Genomic DNA, 20,992 nt, shown 5'->3' with positions numbered 1-20,992 from the left:
TCCGTTCGTTATGGCCTGGATCCAACTTATTTTTACCAGCTCACCGAAGCAGGCAGAGTCATTATCTGATGCTCTGTCTGAATGCGGTGCAGCCGCTGTTACCTTTCAGGATAACGCTGATCAACCTATCTATGAACCAGCTATTGGTGAAACCCCTTTATGGTCTGCGACGTCGGTCATCGCCCTGTTTGATGCCGAGACAGACACAGAATCACTGCTGACTGCCCTTCGCTCCCAGATTGGCGAGTTGCCTGACCATCGTATTGAAGCCGTGGAGGATAAAGACTGGGAACGCGAATGGATGGAAAATTTCAAACCCATCTGTTTCGGTGAGAAATTATGGATCGTGCCCAGCTGGCATGAACCGCCACAGCCCAACACCGTCAATATTCTGCTGGATCCGGGACTGGCCTTCGGTACGGGAACGCATCCGACAACGGCTTTATGTCTGCAATGGCTGGATAAAGCCGATTTAACCGGTAAAACCGTAATTGATTATGGTTGTGGCAGTGGCATCCTGGCGATAGCCGCCGCCTTGTTAGGCGCCAATAAAGTGATTGGTGTAGACACTGATCCACAGGCATTGGAAGCAACCCAAGCCAACGCACAACGTAATGGTGTGATCATCGAGACCTACCTGCCACAGCGTTGCCCAACGGTTGAATGTGATTTACTGCTAGCGAATATTCTGGCGGGTCCTTTAATGGAACTGATGCCACGCTTTGTAGAATTAACCCGACCTGACACACAACTGGTGTTATCGGGAATTCTGGATGTGCAGGCCGATACCGTTAGCCAGCATTACCAGACCGAGTTTAAGATGGATAACGCGGTTGTGCTGGAAGAATGGGTGCGTTTGAGTGGAGTTCGTCATGGCTGATAAAGCGCTATCTATCGGTCCTTATACCCTGCCAAATAATCTGTTTCTGGCACCGATGGCCGGGGTCACTGATCGTCCTTTTCGCCAATTGTGTCGAAAACTCGGTGCCGGAATGGCGGTTTCAGAAATGATCACTGCCAATAAAGCGTTATGGGCCAGTAAAAAATCACTGTTACGTGCCAACCATGAAGGTGAACCAGAACCACGCAGCGTACAGATTGCCGGCGCCGATCCACAGATGATGGCTGAAGCTGCACGCCACAATGTGGCAGAAGGCGCACACATCATCGATATAAATATGGGATGCCCGGCGAAAAAAGTCTGTAATGTGATGGCAGGTTCGGCATTGCTGCAACATGAAAAGCTGGTCGGCGAGATTCTGGAAGCTGTAGTGAATGCCGTTGATGTTCCGGTGACATTAAAAATCCGTACCGGCTGGGATCGTGATAATCGTAATGGCGTCAGGATTGCCCGAATTGCCGAAGATGCTGGAATTAAGGCTCTGGCAGTACATGGCCGAACCCGTGCCGATGCCTATAAAGGTGATGCCGAATACGACACCATTGCTGAAATCAAATCCCGTATCGCCATTCCTGTCATTGCCAATGGTGATATCGAATCGCCAGAAAAAGCCTTGTTGGTTTTACAGCAAACCGGTGCTGATGGTTTGATGATTGGTCGGGCTGCCCAAGGCAACCCTTGGATATTCCAGCAGATAAATCATTTTCTGCAAACCGGTGAGAATTTGGCAGAACCCTCTGTAACAGAAGTGCAACAAATCTTGATTTGTCACCTCAACACGCTGTACGATTTCTATGGTGAATATTCCGGTGTGCGCATGGCACGCAAGCACATTGCTTGGTACAGCAAAGGGTTACGCAATGGCAATGCCTTTCGCCAACAAATGAATACACTGGAGAAAGCTGAACAACAGCTGGCTTTTACAGATGCATTTTTTGCGCAACTCGCTGACAAGGATTCACTGGCCGCATGAATAAAGCATTGAACGACGAATTTGCTGACTGTATTGATCTGGGCGTAACCGCGGAACAACAACACGCGCCCTTAAATCAATGTGTCACCAATGCACTGAAAACCTACTTTGAACAACTGGACGGCCACTCCCCTGCTAATTTATATGAAATGCTGATGACCGAGGTTGAAGTACCTCTGTTACAAGCCGCCTTGGCCCATACCCAAGGCAATCAAAGTCGCGCTGCTGAAATTCTGGGCATTAACCGCGGCACGCTACGAAAAAAACTCAAGCAATACGGCTTGTAAACAAGCCTGAATCCCAATCTGGAATCCTGATGAACTCGATTAAACGCGCACTGTTGAGTGTTTCTGACAAAACCGGCATTGTTGAATTTGCCAAACAACTGCAAGATCTGAACGTTGAACTACTCTCCACCGGCGGTACGGCTAAATTACTTAGCGAAGCCGGCCTGAACGTCAAAGAAGTCTCCGAACACACCGGTTTTCCGGAAATGATGGATGGCCGCATTAAAACCCTGCATCCGAAAATTCATGGTGGCCTGCTGGGTCGTCGGGGCAAGGATGACGACATCATGCAGCAACATGACATCGCTCAAATTGATTTGGTAGTCGTAAACTTATATCCGTTTGAAGCCACCGTGGCGCGTGAAGACTGCCCGCTGGAAGACGCTATAGAAAATATTGATATTGGCGGCCCGACCATGTTGCGTGCAGCAGCAAAAAATCATGCTGATGTGACGGTTGTTGTAGATCCGGCTGATTACTCGCGAGTCATTGAACAGATTCAATCGCAGGGTGGAACGGATGATCACACCCGTTTTGATCTGGCACTGAAAACCTTTGAACATACAGCACACTACGATGGTGCGATTGCCAATTATCTTGGCACTATTCAGGCTGATAAAAGCAAAGCCGCATTCCCGCGTACATTTAACAGTCAGTTCCAGCTCAAACAAGCGATGCGTTATGGGGAAAACCCACATCAAAAAGCTGCTTTTTATGTGGAGAAGCAGGCTGAAACCGGTTCAATCGGTGCCGCTACCCAGTTACAGGGCAAGGAATTGTCCTATAACAACATCGCCGATACTGATGCCGCGCTGGAATGTGTCAAAGTCTTTAATGACAAACCAGCCTGCGTCATCGTCAAACATGCCAATCCCTGTGGTGTCGCCACAGCAGATGATTTGCTGACTGCCTATGAGCTGGCCTATCAAACCGATCCGACTTCGGCATTTGGCGGCATTATCGCCTTTAACCGTGAACTGGATGGAAAAACGGCACAAGCCATTATTGATCGTCAGTTTGTTGAAGTGATTATCGCACCTAAAATCAGTGATGCCGCCAAAGCCGTTGTCGCTGGCAAAGCCAATGTGCGTTTGCTGTGCAGTGGTGATTTCCCGACGACTCCTGCCACTGATTTTGATTTCAAACGTGTGACAGGTGGGTTACTGGTTCAGGATCGTGATATCCAGATTGTCAGCGAAGCTGAATTAAAAGTTGTCACTAAACTGCAGCCTACCCAAGAACAACTGGCTGATCTGCTATTTGCGTGGCGTGTAGCCAAATTTGTGAAATCCAATGCGATTGTCTATGCCAAAAATCAGCAGACGGTTGGAATTGGCGCCGGCCAGATGAGCCGTGTGGTTAGCAGTCGCATTGCTGGAATTAAAGCCAATGATGCAGGCTTGACTGTTCCGGGCGCAGTAATGGCATCCGATGCCTTCTTCCCGTTCCGTGATGGTCTTGATGCGGCTGCCGAAGCAGGTATCAGTGCGGTAATCCAACCGGGTGGTTCGATGCGCGATGACGAAGTCATTGCTGCAGCGGATGAGCATGGTATTGCAATGATCTTTACCGGCATGCGGCATTTCCGCCACTAAGTTTGAGTGACTTGTGGATCGCGCCCAGGCTCTACGTGTATTTCAGGCACATAACCGCGCCCGAATCAGCCGTTTAATAGAGCTGGCACCACACAAACAGGCGATGTTCTATCGCCTGTTGCCATTATTATTTCATATCAACCATAAACTGCTGCCGGGGTTTGTCAGTGATGACTGCCCGGCTGGCATTATGGATTACCAACCTGATAGCGAAGCGCTCAACAGTGCTATCAATCTGAATCGAAATTTCAGTCATCGCCGCAAAGCGTTAAGACGTTATGCATTACGCGGTATCTATTTGCTTAATCCTGCAGGACAAATCCGCTATCCAGACCCTGCCAGCTTTGATCTATGGCTGTTGCATCATGCCGCCTTAAAACCTGATCAATTGGCTATTTTGCAAAACAAAGTTGAAGGTATTGTTCAGTGGGCGGCAACACTGGGCATTGAGTTGCGATTTCGATTACTGGATGAAACACAGTGCCAAAACGAGACTATTTCAAGTGCGGAAAGAGAAGCATTTTATTTACAGGGTCTGTGTATTGCCGGCAGCGCCCCGCTTTGGTGGTTAATTACCAGTGAAGAACATCAGACATATTTGCAAATTGCTGAAAGGTTATTGTCGCAAAGAGGCTTAACCCAAATCAGTTTGCTGAATTTTGGTTTTGATCGCTCCCCCCATCCTGAGCACCTGTTTAATCAGGCCTGCCAGATGTTTAGCAAAGCTATTGATGGTGATGTAACAGCATTACTGGATTTAATCTTTATACAGTCTCAATTGAAATTATTTCCTGAGATTGTGCATTTGTCTGACCGCTATAAAGAAAAGGTCGAGCATGGCGAAACCGATAGTCTGCAAGTAGAACCTGCCAGTCTCAAACTGACCGAAATAGAAAGAAACGCAGCGAATGATGTGCAACAACTAGCAAGGCAGGCTTATTATGTTTTGTGTGGAGAACGCTTATCCCAACAGGTAAAACATCCCCAGTTTGCCTGGCGCCGCCATAGCCTGCAAAGCATTTATAAAGACTGGAACTGGTCGGCCGAAATCTTAAAAAAAGAAGATAGCCGTTCAACCTGGGATTATCCCCAACGTCATCAATGGTGGTCGAGTCTTAGCCCAAAACTAAATGGATTCGCATCAGATCTGCAGCAGTTTGCCAGGCAGCATCCGGGCAGCGATGCGAGTCAGCTCAAGGTGCTGGAAAAAGCACTCGCGCTGTCGCTGGATACTACCGAGTCAATTATTGAACAATTACCAGTTGCGCTACAAATGACAGATGGGCCGGAGCAACTTTACCTTTACCGGTTCACTGATCAAATGGAATGGAAACTCAGCTCAATACCGCTTAATGACGCGAAACAGGTTGGCCTGAAACAGCATAAATCGCTGACATATCTTCTGGTGTGGGCCGTTCGCAATCATATTCTGACCACACGTAGCTGGTTAAGAGTGGCAGATCAAAAGCAGCAGATAAACATTAATCTGGTACTTGAACTGACCCAAAACTTGTTGAAATCATCATTACCGTTGCATCAGAGCGTCGTGAGTAAGGAAGTATTTCTGCAACCGGCTAAAGCGGAGCGTTTAATGCTGTTTGCCAATCTGCAAACGACTGGTAATGATATCCAGCAAAGTGGTCCGATACAGATGGCCAGTCTGAACAATGATCCCTTAAGTTATACTTCAAACAGACAGAATCTTGTCAGCAGTCTGGATCTGTTGCTCTATACCAGTTGGGGACAATGGCATCATTACCGTTTTGATGGCAATAATGCGGTCACTGAAGCCCTAAGCCAGGTACTTAAATGGCAGCCAACCGCACAACTGAGCAGCCATATTTCATGCTGGTGCGCCACCGGCTTTTTTGGTCAGGCGATTAATACCCGTTTGCAGCAATTGTTTGACGCCGTATTGACCCATTATCAATATCATCCAAGGCAAGGTCGTTATCTGATGCTGCTGGGAGACCATCTATCTCAGCTGCAATGGCAAGATGATCAACTGCAAATAAAACAGTTTGCAGCAGAAAAAGACCTCAAGCATGCTCTCGCAGAGGAACAAAAACATTACCTGCCGACCCGCGTCGATAGCTATCTGGATAGTGACAATCTGCTTAATTCGATGCTGCTATATCAACAACCGCAGACAGTCAGTTTGTTTGCCTATCGCCTGACAGATACCACAGAGATCTATGTTATTGATGAACTCGGACGTCTGCAGCAATTTGCCTATCCATCATTAACGGAAGCGCAGATCCTTGCCCAGTTGAAACTGTTTATTCGTAATAGCGTGGGTGATGCGGTAGTGCAATGCGATTGTTATCAACTTTTAAGACAGCAACAGCGTTGGCAAATAAATCCGATCCAACCCTCCAGACCAGAGTCAGCCACGTTCTCGGTTATTTGGCAGATTACCGGTGCTCAACTGGCATTAAGCCTGAAGTCACAAACCGTTAAAACCGATCTCGGTGATCCGCAGCTCATTCCGCTTCTGGCTGAATTATTTCAACACTATACGGGTCATAAACCTGCGATTTATTTCATTGATAAATTACAGTTTGTGCCTAAGGCACCTTATTCGAGTCTGTTTTTCCTGAACCGCAAATACGAATTAGAGCAGCAGTTTAATCAGGTAAAGCTTTAGATTTCGCCGCAGCTCTTTTATGATGTGGAACCTGACTCATTACAAAGAATACGTATGATTAAAGTAGGAATTGTTGGTGGCACGGGATATACCGGTGTTGAACTGCTTCGTTTATTAGCCATTCATCCCGAGGTCTCTTTGGAGATCATCACTTCACGCAGCGAAGCGGGTATGCCGGTGAGTGATTTGTATCCTAACCTTCGCGGCCATGTTGATTTGTGCTTTACCGTTCCTGATGACGATGCATTAGCAGCCTGTGATGTGGTTTTCTTTGCCACCCCTCATACCGTTGCTATGGCCAGTGTGCCATCGTTAATCGATCGTGGCGTTAGAGTGATTGATTTATCAGCTGACTTTCGACTGAAGGATATCCCGTTGTGGGAGAAATGGTATAACACTCCCCATACCTGCCCACATTTAGCAGAACTGGCCGTCTATGGATTGCCAGAGCTCAATCGTGAAGCCATTCGCGAAGCACAGTTAGTGGCTGTTGCCGGGTGTTATCCGACTGCTGTGCAGTTAGGCTATATGCCTTTACTGGAAGCAGGCCTGATTGATCCACAACATTTGATTGCTGATGCGAAATCAGGTGTCAGCGGTGCCGGACGCAAAGCCAGTTTTGGCACTATGCTGACTGAAGCCAGCGAGAATATGAAGGCCTATGCCGTTGCCGGTCATCGTCATTTACCTGAAATACGTCAGGGTCTGAATCAGATTCATGGCACTGAAGTGGGTCTGACGTTTGTACCTCATCTCACACCGATGATTCGTGGTATCCATGCCACTTTGTATAGCCAGCTACTCAAATCAACTGATCTACAAAGCTTATTTGAGCAACGTTTTGCTGATGAACCCTTTGTTGATGTAATGCCCGCAGGTTCTCATCCTGAAACCAGGAGTGTACGCGGTGCCAATGTTTGCAGAATAGCCGTACATCAACCTGAAAATGCTGATACTGTTGTGGTGTTATCAGTTATTGATAATCTGGTTAAAGGCGCATCAGGACAGGCGATACAAAATATGAATATCATGTTCGGTCTTGATGAGCGTCTTGGCATTAACCACATAGCAACTCTACCCTGATGAGCTCACCTCTCGATAGTTACGTTATAAAACCAAAGCGCCCGCTGCGCTTTGTTGTCTGGTTAATAATAGCTATCGTTATCAGTGGACTTCTCCAGTGGTACTGGTTTAATCGTGACAGCGGCAATACAGCCCAGCTGATCGAGCAAAATCAGCAAATGAAGGAACAGATTGCTGCAATGAAAACCGAGCTGATACAACAGTCGGAGCTGCTGCAAAACCAGGAACAAGTTCAGGCCATGCATCAGGCAACAGCCCAGCAATTACAGAATCGATTGCAACAACTGCAAAAGAAAGTAATTGAGTTAAATAAAGAATTGCTTTTTTATCAAAATATTACCCAGGGTAACAGTACCAGTGAACTGCAAATCCGCGATTTGCAGTTACGGCCAGAAACCGAGAACTCAGATCAGGTTCGCTATCGGCTGGTCATTACCCAGGGTAAAAATATCAGCGAACCGATTACCGGTGAGGTGATTATCCGATTGCAAAATACTGAAGGTGAAGGCGACGAAGCCAAAGCGATCGATCTCAACATCACCGAGCATCCACTTAATCTGCGTCATGTTCAGGTTATTGAGGGTGTCTTCAACCTTGGTGAATTGTCAGATCCTGAACAAATCAGCGTCAGTTTGCGCCAGAAAGACAAAATACTAATTTCACGCAGCTTTGATTGGCAAACAGAAACACCCGTCGGGCAATGAGGTAATTCATGTTCAGCAGCAAAAAAAATAAACGGCGTAAGGCCGCCCGTATTGACACATTAATTGGTGAGAACACCCATTTTAAAGGCGATATTCACTTTAGCGGTGGCTTACGAATAGATGGTGTAATCACTGGTAATATTACTGCTGATGAAGGTGAGCCCGCATTATTAACGCTGAGTGAAAAAGGCCGCATAGAAGGCGAAGTCCGGGTGCCATTTCAAATTATCAATGGTGATGTCAAAGGCAATTTATATGCAGTTGAACAAATTGAACTGGCTAATAAAGCACGTATCAATGGCAATGTTTTTTATAAGTTGCTGGAAGTGGCAGTTGGCAGTGAAGTCAACGGACAATTGATTCATGTCGGCGAAGCGGAAGAAACCGACTTGAGCCTTGAACATTCCCAAACTGATCCCAATTTAAATCTTGAACAACAGACCTAGGGGCTGTTGATATTCTAGAGCCGCTTCTGTTTTGACTGAAAAACGGCCTCAATAATTGGTAGCGCTTAAAGATAAAGAGACCCTAATACTTGACTATTTTAGTCAGAATTGGATAATAAATGAACAATCTTAGATATCAACGGAGTAAATCATGACGAGCGAAATGCCAAGTCCAGTTCTATTCACCGATTCGGCTGCGTCAAAAGTCAGCGAACTCATTGCCGAAGAAGGTAATGATCAATTAAAACTGCGCGTATTTATCACTGGCGGTGGTTGCTCCGGGTTTCAATATGGTTTTACATTTGAAGAAGAAGTCAGTGAAGGTGATACCGAAGTCGAAAAATCCGGTGTGACTTTGCTTATTGATCCGGCCAGCTATCAATACCTTGTAGGCGCGGAAATTGATTACACTGATGGTGTTGAAGGTTCGCAATTTGTGATTCGTAATCCAAATGCGACCACTACATGTGGTTGCGGATCATCATTTTCTCCATAATCTGCCTTCCAAAGAGCACCATTAAACCGCTATATTGGTAGATGATATAGCGGTTTTTTATTGCCCTTAATTTGACTGGCATAATTTATTCGCACGAGATAAGGGAAGCACTACGATGATATCCAAGTGGCGATGGTTGCTGTCTCAACTGACCCGAACCTTATGGATTCGTGCTGCTTTGTTTGCTGTGCTTGCTGTCGTGACAGCGCTGATCGCCATTCCTGCCCAGAGTATTATCAATAGCCCTCTGCCACTTAATATTGGTGCCGATGCAGTTGGTCAGATCCTGAATATTCTCGCTTCCAGCATGTTGGCGGTAACCACCTTTTCCCTAAGCGTTATGGTGGCAGCTTATTCTGCAGCCAGTAATGGTGCGACTCCCCGAGCCACTAAACTGGTTCAACAAGACACCACGACACAAAATGTACTGGCAACATTCATTGGTTCCTTCCTTTTCAGTTTGGTTGGAATTATCGCCTTAAGTACGGACATATATAATGATAATGGCAGGCTGATTCTGTTTTCCGTTACGATTGGTGTCATTATCCTAATAGTGGTGACCATATTGCGCTGGATAGAGCATTTGTCGCAATTAGGCCGTCTTGGGGAAACCTCTGGTAGAGTAGAAAAATCGGCATTGGAGACTATTCGGCAAAGAGTTGAACATCCGACGTTAGGTGGACGCAGACTTGAAAACAAAGATAAAATTCCAGAGGATACCACCACGATATTTTGCGATATTATCGGTTATGTAAGACATATTGATGTTGGGGCTCTTCAGCAATGTGCCAAATATCATGATGCCGAAATTGGTGTGATGGTTCTTCCAGGTGAATTTGTGCATCCAGCTAAACCCAAAGCCTGGTTTAAAGGTAAGTACTCTGAAGAGGCCAAGTCGGCAATAGTTGCATCAATAACCTTGGGCGATGAACGATCTTTTTCTCAGGATCCCAGATTTGGTCTAATGGTATTAGCCGAAATAGCTTCTCGGGCGCTCTCACCAGCAGTCAATGATCACGGTACTGCAATTGATATTCTGAACCGATCCATTCGTATTCTGATTCATTGGAAAGACTATAAAATTGATGAAATTGAAGACAAACTGCTTTATCCAAATGTCTGGATTCCTGAACTGAACCTTGGGGATTTGTTTGATGATATATTTTTGCCCATCGGTCGAGATGGCGCCGGAATGATCGAAGTTCAACTTCGTTTACAGATAGTGCTTGCAGCATTAGCTGATAATTCACCCGCCGTTTTTGGATCAGAAGTTTCTCGTCATCTCAAACTTATCCAACAGCGTGCTGAACATGCATTAGTCCTGGATGGAGAAAAGCAACTTTTACAGCCGATATACAATCGATTGACAAAATAAGTTCAGGTGCTTGTTTATCTTTCATATCCACCAATGCTGGCGGCTATGAAGCATAACAGCAAGTGAACATTCAAAATAATTTTTTCCGTTTTTTTAACTTTACCTTAACCTAGTGCATGTATATTATGAATGAACGTTCATTCATAATAAGTCAACTATGTCTCCAGCCAAAAGCACTGCCGATAAACGTGAAGCTATTTTCTGTGCCACCTTAAAGTTGCTCTCCAACTACGGTTTTCATGGTTTTTCGATTAAACAACTTGCCGAAGAGGCTGGTGTTGCCACTGGCACCATTTATCTTTATTTCAAAGATCGGGATGAACTGATCCGTGAGCTCAATACCCACATAATTGATGACTTTATCAAAGCAACACTGGAGGGCCATGATCAGCAGCAACCACTCAAACAACAATATCGAAGAATGTGCTGCAATCTCTGGCGCTTTTGCATCGAAAATCCCTGCATCACGCACAGCAAGGCACAATTTGATCATCTGCCGCCGGATATTTTACGTAGCCAGCGTAGTCATGCCTGGGATGGGCTGCAACCGCTTAAGGATTTGTTTGAAAAGGGACGGGCAACACAACAAATTAAAAACTTATCCGACGATATTCTGATCAGTCTGAGTTTTGAACCCTATCTGTTTCTCGCCCGCCAACATTTAATCGACGTTATCAAAGTTGATAACGATGCCCTGACTAATATTATTGATGCCAGCTGGGATGCGATCGCCTGCTCACCTTCACAGAATGATGATACTGACGGACAAGACAATCAGGAGTAGTAAATGCCACGCCATTTTTTATCTGTTAAAAAATTGATGCTGATAAGTTTATTGACGCTCAATATGGCAGCATGCCAATCCTCCGACTCTCAAGATACTCAGCAAAATACACAGCAAGCTGCTCCGAAAGTGGATGTGGTGAGCCTGATTCCACAAACGGTCACGATCAAAACGGAATTACCGGCAAGAACGGTAGCTTTCCGTCAGGCTGAAGTCAGACCCCAGGTAAATGGCATTATTCAAAACCGACTGTTTGAAGAAGGCGCTGACGTTAAAGCCGGTCAACAGTTGTATCAAATCGATGAAGCCCCTTTTCAAGCCGCTTTACAAATGGCTAAAGCAGAACTGGCCCGAGCCCGTGCCAATATTCAATCAACTAAAGCCCGTGCAGAACGATTTAGAGGACTGATTGATAACAAAGCCATCAGTCAGCAAGATTATGATGATGCCCAGGCAGCGTATTTACAGGCACAGGCAGAAGTTTCCGTGGCGCAGGCGAATATTCAAACTGCTGAAATAAATTTACGGTATACCAAGGTAAATGCTCCTATAGATGGTCGCATCGGTCGGTCGACTATGACCGAAGGTGCCCTGGTCACGGCCCAACAGGAATCACCTTTAACCACCATCACGCAGACCGACCCGATTTATGTCGATATATCGCAGGCATCAAAAGAGGTGCTTCGTTTACGCCGGCAATTACTCTCCGGGAGAGTTTCAGAAGAAGATACCGCGCAAGTTAAATTAACGCTGGAAGATGGCTCAACCTATCAACATCAAGGTGAACTGCAATTCTCTGAAGTTAATGTTAATGAAGATACTGGCAGTCTGGTGATGAGGGCTAAATTCCCCAATCCGGATGGCCTGCTGTTACCAGGCATGTATGTGAAAACTGAAATCAATGAAGGAACCATGCCTGACGCCATTTTGGTTCCCCACAAAGCCGTGATGTTTTCTCGCGAGGGAACCGCAAGCGTAATGTTGGTAAACGATGACAATATTGTTGAACAACGGCCAATAGCAGTCAGACACTCCATTGGTCATAAATGGCTGGTCTCTGACGGGCTCTCCGGTGGAGAAAAAGTAGTTGTGGAAGGTTTGCAAAAAATTGCTGTCGATTCAGCCGTGGAGATTGAGATTGATACTGAAAACTCCCTCCAGCAAGCTCAGGAGTAATCATGGCCCGCTTTTTTATTGATCATCCGATATTTGCATGGGTTATTGCGATATTAATCATGCTGGCTGGCTTGCTGTCGATTTTTCAGCTGCCGATAGCACAATATCCCGGCATAGCCCCAACAGCGATTGAAATCCGTACCGCCTACCCTGGCGCCTCAGCCAAAGTAGTCGAAGATTCAGTAATTCAGGTAATCGAGCAAAACCTGACGGGACTGGATGATCTGCAATATATCAACTCCACCAGTGATTCCAGTGGTGTTGGCCAGATTACGGTCACTTTCCAGGCAGATACTGATCCGGATATTGCTCAGGTTCAAGTGCAAAATAAACTGCAGGCGGCCATGCCTTTATTGCCTCAGGATGTTCAGCAGCAAGGGATTCGGATCACTAAATCCAGTACCGGTTTTTTAATGGTATTGGGCTTTGTTTCCAATAATGGAAAAATGGATCGCTATGATATTGCCGACTATGTGGCGGCCAATATTCAGGACCCTGTCAGCCGGGTAAATGGAGTTGGGCAAATTAATTTGTTCGGTTCGCAATATGCGATGCGGATCTGGCTAAATGCCAACAATCTGGCCAACTATAAATTAACCACAGAAGATGTCGTTAACGCGATTCGCGAGCAGAACGTCCAGATTGCAGCGGGTGAGATTGGTGGAACACCAGCCGTTGAAGGACAGCAGATTGCCGCCAGCATCGTGGTTGAAACCCGGATGGAAACGGTTAGTGAATTTGAAAATATCCTGCTACGGGTCAACCAGGATGGATCGGAAATCCGCATTAAAGACGTAGCCAATGTGTCACTGGGTGGTGAAAACTTTCAATTTGAAACCGAATACAACAAACAATCGGCTGCTGGTCTGGGCATTACACTAGCGTCGGGTGCAAATGCGCTGGAAACCTCTCAAATGATCCGTGACCGAATATCGGAACTTGAACCGTTTTTCCCTGAAGGCCTGGAAGTCACATACCCTTATGACACCACCCCTTTTGTCAAAATATCCATTGAAGGGGTAGTCAAGACTCTGGTTGAAGCCATGATTCTGGTATTCCTGGTCATGTATCTGTTCTTACAGAATTTTCGGGCCACGCTGATCCCGGCGGTTGCCGTACCAGTGGTTATTTTGGGAACGTTTGGCATCCTTTTCGCGTTTGGCTTTTCCATTAATATGCTGACCATGTTTGCCATGGTGCTGGCCATCGGGCTGTTGGTCGATGATGCCATCGTGGTGGTGGAAAACGTCGAACGTGTTATTCATGAAGATGGATTATCACCCAAAGAAGCCACGCGTAAGTCCATGGATCAGATTACCGGAGCTTTGGTCGGTATTGTGTTAACGGTTTCTGCCGTGTTTATTCCAATGGCTTTTTTCCCGGGTTCAACCGGGGTCATTTATCGGCAATTTTCCATTACCGTTGTTGCGGCAATGGCTTTATCACTTTTGATCGCGTTAACGCTCACCCCAGCTCTATGTGCTTCATTATTAAAAGATGCTAAACACGACCCAGCCAAAAAACGTGGCTTTTTTGGCTGGTTTAATCGCAGCTTTGAAAAAACCAGCAAGGGAACTCAGAGTGCCGTTGGCTATCTGATCAAACGTTCTGCACGCGTCATGCTGATTTACCTATTGATTGTGGCAGGTCTGGCCTACTTATTTACCCAGTTGCCTTCGTCCTTTTTCCCAGATGAAGATCAGGGCATTTTATTTACTGAAATGCAGTTACCGGTCAACGCCTCGAAACAGCGTTCTATTGAAGTGATGAATCGCATTGAAGATTATTACCTTGAACAGGAAGGTGATAACGTCGAATCAGTGTTTTCTGTTATCGGCTATAGCTTTAGTGGTCGCGGGCAGAATAGTGGTCTGATTTTTGTTAATTTAAAAAGTTGGGATCAGCGCACAGCGCCAGAACAAAGTGCTCAGGCAATTGCCAATCGTGCTTCGGGCTATTTCAGTCAGTTTAAGGATGCGGTGGCTTTTGCTATTGCCCCTCCTCCCATCCGTGAGCTGGGTAATGCCAGTGGCTTTAATATGATGTTGCAGGATTTAGGTGGCATGGGTCATGAAGAACTGGTCAAAGCCCGAGACACTCTGTTAATGCAAGCTAATCAGGATCCACGTTTAAATCAGGTGAGGCACAGCGGTTTGCAGGATCGCCCCCAATTCAAAATTGATATTAATCATCAAAAAGCCATGGCTTTTGGTGTCTCGCTGGATGATATCAATAGCACTTTTGGAACAGCGTGGGGGTCCACTTATGTAAATGATTTTATTGACAAAGGTCGTGTCAAAAGAGTCTATGTACAGGGTGATGCCCCGTTTCGCATGATGCCCGAAGATGTAGGAGACTGGTATGTGCGTAATATTAGTGGAGAGATGGTGCCTTTATCAGCCATCAGTGATTCGCGATGGATATACGGGTCACCACGCCTTGAACGCTACAATGGTGTTCCTGCGATGAACATTCAGGGACAAGCCGCCGCAGGATTAAGCTCAGGTGAAGCCATGCAAGCCATGGAAGAACTAGTTGATCAATTACCTGAGGGCTTTGGCTATGAATGGACAGCCCTGTCTTTACAGGAACGTGCATCCGGGGCCCAGGCACCACTTTTATATGCGTTATCGATTCTGGTGGTATTTCTGTTTTTAGCCGCTTTATATGAAAGCTGGTCGGTACCTTTCTCTGTCATGCTGGTGGTTCCGCTGGGTGTACTTGGAGCTGTGCTGTTTGCCTTAAGCAGAGGAATGTCCAATGACATCTACTTTCAGGTTGGCCTATTAACCACCATAGGTTTATCGGCTCGAAATGCCATTTTAATCGTCGAATTTGCTAAATCCCTTTATGAAGAGGGTAAGTCGCTATCGGAGGCGACACTGGAAGCCATCAGAATGCGTCTGCGCCCAATTGCCATGACAGCACTTACTTTCATGCTGGGGGTGACTCCGCTGATGTTAGCAAGCGGTGCAGGCAGTGGTGCACAAAATGCGATTGGTACCGGCGTATTTGGCGGCATGCTGGCAGCAACAAGCCTGGCAATATTTTTTATTCCTGTGTTCTTTGTAGTGATCTTTACATTGGCACAAAAAATTACTGGTAAAACACCTGCTAAACAGCAGGTTTCTCAAGGAGAATCGGCATGAATGCCAAATTGAAACTGATTTCTGTAATGACATTATCAGCAGTGCTCAGCGCCTGCTCGATGATTCCCGATTATCAACGTCCTGCGAATCCAGTGATGCTGGAAGACAGTGACGCTGTCGTTAATGCCTCGTTAGCTGCTGATACAGGCTGGCAGGAATTTTACCAAGACGAGCAGCTGCAACAACTGATTGCATTATCACTGGAAAATAACCGTAACCTTCGGGCCACGGTGTTGCAGGTAGAGCAATTGCGTGCACAGTACAAAATCCAACGTGCCGAACTTTTGCCAGCAGTCGATGGCACTGCAAGCGCCACTCGTCAACGCGTACCTGAAGGCGTTAGCTCCGGCACCCAGACTGTTGGTGGCGGTGGAATTTATGAGGAATACCAGATTGGTGTTGGAATCTCGGCCTGGGAAATCGACTTTTTTGGTCGGATTGACAGTTTGCAGCAAGCCGCTCTGGAACAGTTTCTTGCCAGTGAGGCCAGCCGTAGAAGTATTCAGCTGACATTAGTTTCTGAAGTGGCCGATGCCTGGTTCAGCTGGCAGGCCACCGTTGCCCAGCTGGAATTTTCCAGCTCCACACGCGAAGCCCGGGAAGAAAGTTATGAACTGATCAACAAACGCTTTGAGTCTGGTCTGGCATCAGAACTTGCGTTAAGACAAGCTGAAACAGCATTACATGAAGCGCGTATTGCCGAGTCGAGTTTTCAGCAGCAAGCCAATCAAAACTTTACCGCGCTGGAGTTGTTAGTTGGACAAAGACTGGATCGTCAGCATTGGCAGGCTGATTGGGAAGATGATGATCCGTTATTGCAGGACTTACCGGTGAATCTGTCTTCTGAAGTGTTGTTGGCCAGACCGGATGTGATGCAGGCCGAACATCAGATTAAAGCTGCCAATGCCAATATTGGTGCTGCAAGAGCAGCTTTTTTTCCACGTATCAGTTTGACAACCGCCATTGGTATTGGTGGCTCAACCCCTTCTGATCTGAGTGATAGCGGTAATCGTTTGTGGCAGATTTCTCCACAGCTATCAGTTCCTTTACTTGATTGGGGTGTGAATGATGCAAACCTGGATGTCGCTGAGTTAGAAAAAGACATCAATATTGCCCGCTATCAGGAAACCATTCAGCGGGCATTCAAAGAGGTGCTTGATGAAATGCAGGCAAGAGAAACCCTGGATGCCCAGCTGGATGCTCAACAGGATTTAACCAAAGCAACCAATCGCAGCCTGGAATTAGCTCAAATCCGTTACGATGCCGGGGTGGACAGCTATCTGGAAGTTCTGGATGCGCAGCGCAGTCATATTGATGCCCAGTTAGCTCAAATTGATACCCGGCTGGCACGTTTACGTAACCAGTTAACACTTTATAAAGCATTGGGTGGAGGCCTAAAAGCATACTCCGGCGAGGTGATTGAACCGGCAACGCCATGAAAAGAGTTGGTTTAACAATTGATTTATCGTTATGCTAAGACGGAATTAAATTTTTATCTGAACTAGCAAAGGAGCGACAAAATGGATCTAGAAGTCGGTGGCATATTAGGTTTAATCTGGCTGATTATTGTTATCTGGGCCATTCTCAAAGTAGCGAAAAGTGGTGCCGGTACCTTAGCCAAAGTGTTATGGATTTTGATATTACTGTTCTTCCCGGTAATAGGATTTATTATTTGGTTCTTTCTCGGTCCTAAAGGCTAGACGAATACTTCACCGTACAAACTGTATTCGGTTTGTACGGTGATTTTCCCCAACACCACCCGGCATGCAATATGCCGATGATGTAAGCGTCTATCTCTCACTTCGCATTGTCAGCATCTGGTCAAACCATTCACGTTAATATTGCATGACGCTAATGATTCATTCGAATCAAAATCGGAGTTTGAGCATGCAAGCTGATTCAAAGATCCCCTCTACTATTCTGGTTCCTGTGTTTTTTCCTGCCGTTATTATTACGTTACTGTTAGTAATAGGCACAATCAGCAATCCAGAATTAGCGGGCGAAGCCTTTGCTGCGACACTCAGTTATCTGACCAAAACCTTTGGCTGGTTTTACATGCTGGCAGTGGCTTTCTTTCTTGTTTTTATCGTAACCGTGGCCATTTCAAGTTGGGGAAAAACCAAATTAGGCCCCGATCATGCCGAACCGCAATACAGCTTTCCTGCATGGTTTGCGATGTTGTTTTCAGCTGGCTACGGGATTGCTTTGTTATTCTTCGGGGTGGCCGAACCGGTATTGCATTATGCCTCGCCACCTCAAGGAGCCCCCGAAACGGTTGATGCGGCTAAACAAGCCATGCAAATTGCCTTTTTCCATTGGGGCTTTCATATCTGGGCCATATACGGTCTAACCGGTCTGGTTTTAGCTTATTTTGCCTTTCGCCATGGCTTGCCGTTATCAATGCGCTCTGCCCTTTACCCGCTTATCGGCGAGCGAATCTATGGTCCAATCGGCCATACTGTGGATGTTATTGCTATCTTAGGGACCCTATTCGGCATTGCTACAACGCTTGGCCTGTCCGTTGCCCAGATCAATGCTGGTATGAATTATTTATGGCCCAGCATCCCGGTCAGTACCTTTGTTCAGGTTGTGACCATAACCGGTATCACTTTACTGGCTATTCTATCCGTGGTGGCTGGACTTGATAAAGGTGTTAAAAGGTTATCCATTCTCAACATGGTTCTGGCCGTTGCATTAATGCTGTTTGTGTTTCTGGCTGGACCGAGTATTTTCATTCTGGAAACATTTTTACAAAACACTGGCAGTTACCTGAACAATATTGTTGAGCGGACCTTCAATCTGCAGGCTTATACCCGGAGTGACTGGATAGGTAACTGGACTTTATTTATCTTTGGCTGGACCATTGCCTGGGCACCGTTTGTCGGACTGTTTATTGCCAAAATAAGCCGAGGTCGCACCATTCGGCAGTTCGTCTTTGGCGTGCTGCTGGTGCCGACCATTTTTACCTTTATCTGGTTTTCCATTTTTGGGGATACGGCCCTCAATATGATTATGAATCAGGGGTATACCGCACTCATTACGGAAGTGCAGAATGACACTGCGATTGCCTTGTTCAAGCTATATGAACGATTACCTCTAACATCAATAGTGTCATTTATTACCGTTATTCTGATTATGACGTTCTTTGTTACTTCTTCCGACTCAGGGTCGCTGGTCATTGACTCCTTAGCGTCTGGTGGCGCCAGTAACACGCCAGTATGGCAACGGGTTTTCTGGGCATCTCTGGAAGGTCTGGTGGCGGCTGCACTGCTAATTGCCGGTGGCTTAAGTGCCTTGCAAACCATGAGTATTACCAGTGCCCTGCCGTTTGCCATCATTATGGTGCTGGCAGCGATTGGAATGTGGCGTGCTTTAGCGATTGAAGGTCATCGTGAAGCCAGTTTGTCAGCCTTCATGCATAGCTCGCAACACCGGCCGGGTAACTGGAAGAAACGTTTGGCAGGGTTGATTCACTATCCGGATTATCAACAAGTGGCAGAATTTATCAAAACGACGGCTCATCCGGCCATGCAGAAAGTTGAAACGGTTTTGCAAGAGAAAGGTTGGCCGGTTATTGTATTTTTTGATGACACCCAGCATCGCGCGTATATAGAAGTGGTTCGAGAAGAAGAACTGGATTTCATCTATGAAATTCGTATGCGTGGCTATGCCATGCCCACCTTTGCTTATCCACAAATGGCAAGAAGTGAAGATGGTGACAAGCGCTATTACCGTGCAGAAGTCTTTATGCGGAGGGGTGGCGCGGCCTATGATGTGTTTAACTTTGATCAGCAGGAAGTCATTGATGACATTCTAAATCAATTCGAGAAATACATGCATTTCATTCATATATCGCCAGGCATTTTGCCATGGAAAATGCAGGAGCATGACGATATGCTCAATGACAAAGGTGAAATCCATAATAATGACCTGAAAACACCCAGCTGATGAAATTAGTTGTGCTTTCTTTTTCATCACTGCTTTAGGTTTTCATTAACTTAACGAAAAGTATGAAAACGAGATGAATAAAAAATCCACAACGATTTAGAGACAAAAAAAACCCGATGCACTTTGCAGTAACATCGGGAAAGGGCAAACAAACAATAAATTGGGGAACCATTCAAACCTTCAGATAAGGCGCCTAGGGTCTGTTTATCTTTCAGAGACAGCTATAACAGATCAGCAGACCCTATTGTTAATGCTTTCTTAACCAAGCTCCCTTTATGCTTAAACCAAGTGAATTTCGCATCAGCCTGGGACTTATTCGAAGATGAAAATATACAATCCCTGGCGATCATTCACTTAATCAATTACAATCCAAACCTTTAATGCAAATGATAATGCTTATTATTTGTAATGAAAAGTATTGAATCATAAACATAACGTTGCATAAACCTGAACAGGCTTACATATGAATGATCGTGCAGTTTTGCCAGATATGAGAGCGGTGACAGCCTTTGTTGAAATCATTCGGTCTGGCAGTTTAACGTTTACCGCAGAACAACTGGCTATTCCTAAATCCACGTTAAGCAGACGTATCAGCCAACTGGAACAACGTGTTGGTCAGCAATTACTTCGACGGGAATCCAATCGACTTATCCCAACTCAGGCAGGCCAGATATTTGCCGAGTATTGTCAGCAATTTATCGATCTTGCCCAGCAAAGTCAGTTAGCACTGGATGCTCTGCAACTTGAGGTAAGTGGCACGCTTGATTTCACCTTTCATAATGCTTTCAGCTGCCGCTGGCTTAGCGAGAAAGTAGAAATGCTGATGACGCAGCATCCAAAATTGCATCTTAAAATGCGTACCGGATTCAACCTGCCTCAGGCCACCGTTGGTGAATCAGTCATTTTGTGGCTGGGCCCCGTAACAGAGAATGGGCTTCGCCATGAATGTCTGGGTCAGCTTTCACAGGGTATTTATGCCAGCCCGGAATATCTGCAACAGGCAGGAGAAATCCTTCACCCGCATCAACTGACTGAACATAAATGGGTTGATACTCTGGAGCACTCGACACAGAATATTCTATTAAAACATCCTCATAAAAAACCATTTCAATTACCCCCACAGCAATCCCAGATCTCAGCCGATCAATTCATCATGCAGGCTGATGCCATTGCTAGAGGTAAAGGGTTGGGACTTTATCCGAACTGGTTAGCTGAATTGAGCATAAGTCAGCACACCGTCAAATTGCAACGTTGCCTGGAGGACTGGCATGGTCCCAGTTTGCCGATCTGGTTAATGTATCCCTATGGACATTTATCAAGGCGCACCAGAGTATTTATAGATCATTTGAAAAGTGAGCCTCCTGCAACCTGGAAATACTGAACCTCTGTGCGCTATGCCACATAAATACTTGAATGGGTAAATGCATC

General features: G+C 46.0%; 17 protein-coding genes. All 17 read left to right on the top strand.

All coding sequences use genetic code 11. The annotated features are described in order from the left end of the window. Positions 1-10 precede the first annotated feature (10 nt). The 17 genes from prmA (at position 11) to B4F66_RS01445 (ending at position 20,945) form a co-directional block, all read left to right on the top strand. Positions 11-880 (top strand): 50S ribosomal protein L11 methyltransferase, encoded by an 870-nt coding sequence (gene prmA / locus B4F66_RS01525; protein ID WP_292358357.1) that lies wholly within the window; start codon positions 11-13, stop codon positions 878-880. Next, positions 873-1,874, top strand: a complete 1,002-nt coding sequence (gene dusB, locus B4F66_RS01520; protein ID WP_292358359.1) for a tRNA dihydrouridine synthase DusB — start codon at positions 873-875, stop codon at positions 1,872-1,874. Before prmA ends, dusB begins: the two co-directional genes overlap by 8 nt. After that, positions 1,871-2,161, top strand: coding sequence for a DNA-binding transcriptional regulator Fis (gene fis / locus B4F66_RS01515; RefSeq protein ID WP_292358361.1), 291 nt, complete (start codon positions 1,871-1,873; stop codon positions 2,159-2,161). Before dusB ends, fis begins: the two co-directional genes overlap by 4 nt. A gap of 29 nt (positions 2,162-2,190) precedes the next feature. Next, positions 2,191-3,756, top strand: a complete 1,566-nt coding sequence (gene purH, locus B4F66_RS01510; protein WP_292358363.1) for a bifunctional phosphoribosylaminoimidazolecarboxamide formyltransferase/IMP cyclohydrolase — start codon at positions 2,191-2,193, stop codon at positions 3,754-3,756. A gap of 13 nt (positions 3,757-3,769) precedes the next feature. Further along, the gene (locus B4F66_RS01505) at positions 3,770-6,403 is read left to right on the top strand and encodes a class I adenylate cyclase domain-containing protein (RefSeq protein ID WP_292358364.1); all 2,634 of its coding nucleotides are present in this window, start codon (positions 3,770-3,772) and stop codon (positions 6,401-6,403) included. Between the two features lie 54 nt (positions 6,404-6,457). Further along, positions 6,458-7,486: an N-acetyl-gamma-glutamyl-phosphate reductase gene (gene argC, locus B4F66_RS01500; protein WP_292358366.1), complete on the top strand. Its 1,029-nt coding sequence runs from the start codon at positions 6,458-6,460 to the stop codon at positions 7,484-7,486. Further along, entirely contained in the window at positions 7,486-8,190 is a 705-nt protein-coding gene (locus B4F66_RS01495; protein ID WP_292358368.1) for a DUF6776 family protein, read from the top strand. The genes argC and B4F66_RS01495 overlap by 1 nt, the downstream gene beginning before the upstream one ends. 8 nt (positions 8,191-8,198) lie before the next feature. After that, a complete protein-coding gene (locus tag B4F66_RS01490) occupies positions 8,199-8,636 on the top strand; it encodes a bactofilin family protein (protein ID WP_292358370.1) in 438 nt (145 codons plus the stop codon). A gap of 151 nt (positions 8,637-8,787) precedes the next feature. Beyond that, the gene (gene erpA / locus B4F66_RS01485; protein ID WP_292358372.1) at positions 8,788-9,132 is read left to right on the top strand and encodes an iron-sulfur cluster insertion protein ErpA; all 345 of its coding nucleotides are present in this window, start codon (positions 8,788-8,790) and stop codon (positions 9,130-9,132) included. A 115-nt stretch (positions 9,133-9,247) separates the two neighbouring features. Further along, on the top strand, positions 9,248-10,507 hold the full coding sequence (locus B4F66_RS01480) for a DUF2254 domain-containing protein (RefSeq protein ID WP_292358374.1): 1,260 nt from the start codon (positions 9,248-9,250) through the stop codon (positions 10,505-10,507). A 157-nt stretch (positions 10,508-10,664) separates the two neighbouring features. Further along, the gene (locus tag B4F66_RS01475; RefSeq protein WP_292358376.1) at positions 10,665-11,291 is read left to right on the top strand and encodes a TetR/AcrR family transcriptional regulator; all 627 of its coding nucleotides are present in this window, start codon (positions 10,665-10,667) and stop codon (positions 11,289-11,291) included. A 3-nt stretch (positions 11,292-11,294) separates the two neighbouring features. After that, on the top strand, positions 11,295-12,467 hold the full coding sequence (locus B4F66_RS01470) for an efflux RND transporter periplasmic adaptor subunit (protein WP_292358378.1): 1,173 nt from the start codon (positions 11,295-11,297) through the stop codon (positions 12,465-12,467). Between the two features lie 2 nt (positions 12,468-12,469). After that, positions 12,470-15,616 (top strand): efflux RND transporter permease subunit, encoded by a 3,147-nt coding sequence (locus B4F66_RS01465; RefSeq protein ID WP_292358380.1) that lies wholly within the window; start codon positions 12,470-12,472, stop codon positions 15,614-15,616. Further along, on the top strand, positions 15,613-17,055 hold the full coding sequence (locus tag B4F66_RS01460; RefSeq protein WP_292358381.1) for an efflux transporter outer membrane subunit: 1,443 nt from the start codon (positions 15,613-15,615) through the stop codon (positions 17,053-17,055). Before B4F66_RS01465 ends, B4F66_RS01460 begins: the two co-directional genes overlap by 4 nt. An 81-nt stretch (positions 17,056-17,136) precedes the next feature. Further along, a complete protein-coding gene (locus B4F66_RS01455; protein WP_292358383.1) occupies positions 17,137-17,316 on the top strand; it encodes a PLDc N-terminal domain-containing protein in 180 nt (59 codons plus the stop codon). 187 nt (positions 17,317-17,503) lie between these two features. Further along, positions 17,504-19,564 carry a BCCT family transporter gene (locus B4F66_RS01450; RefSeq protein ID WP_292358385.1) on the top strand — a complete coding sequence of 687 codons (2,061 nt, stop codon included), beginning with the start codon at positions 17,504-17,506 and terminating at the stop codon, positions 19,562-19,564. A 463-nt stretch (positions 19,565-20,027) separates the two neighbouring features. Continuing rightward, entirely contained in the window at positions 20,028-20,945 is a 918-nt protein-coding gene (locus B4F66_RS01445) for a LysR family transcriptional regulator (RefSeq protein WP_292358387.1), read from the top strand. Positions 20,946-20,992: the final 47 nt, after the last annotated feature.

Origin of the sequence: Methylophaga sp. UBA3603 (genome assembly GCF_002375335.1) — a bacterium.
In the GTDB taxonomy this organism is placed as follows: domain Bacteria; phylum Pseudomonadota; class Gammaproteobacteria; order Nitrosococcales; family Methylophagaceae; genus Methylophaga.
Note: the sequence above shows the minus strand (reverse complement) of the source record. Positions and strands in the feature narration are given on the sequence as shown.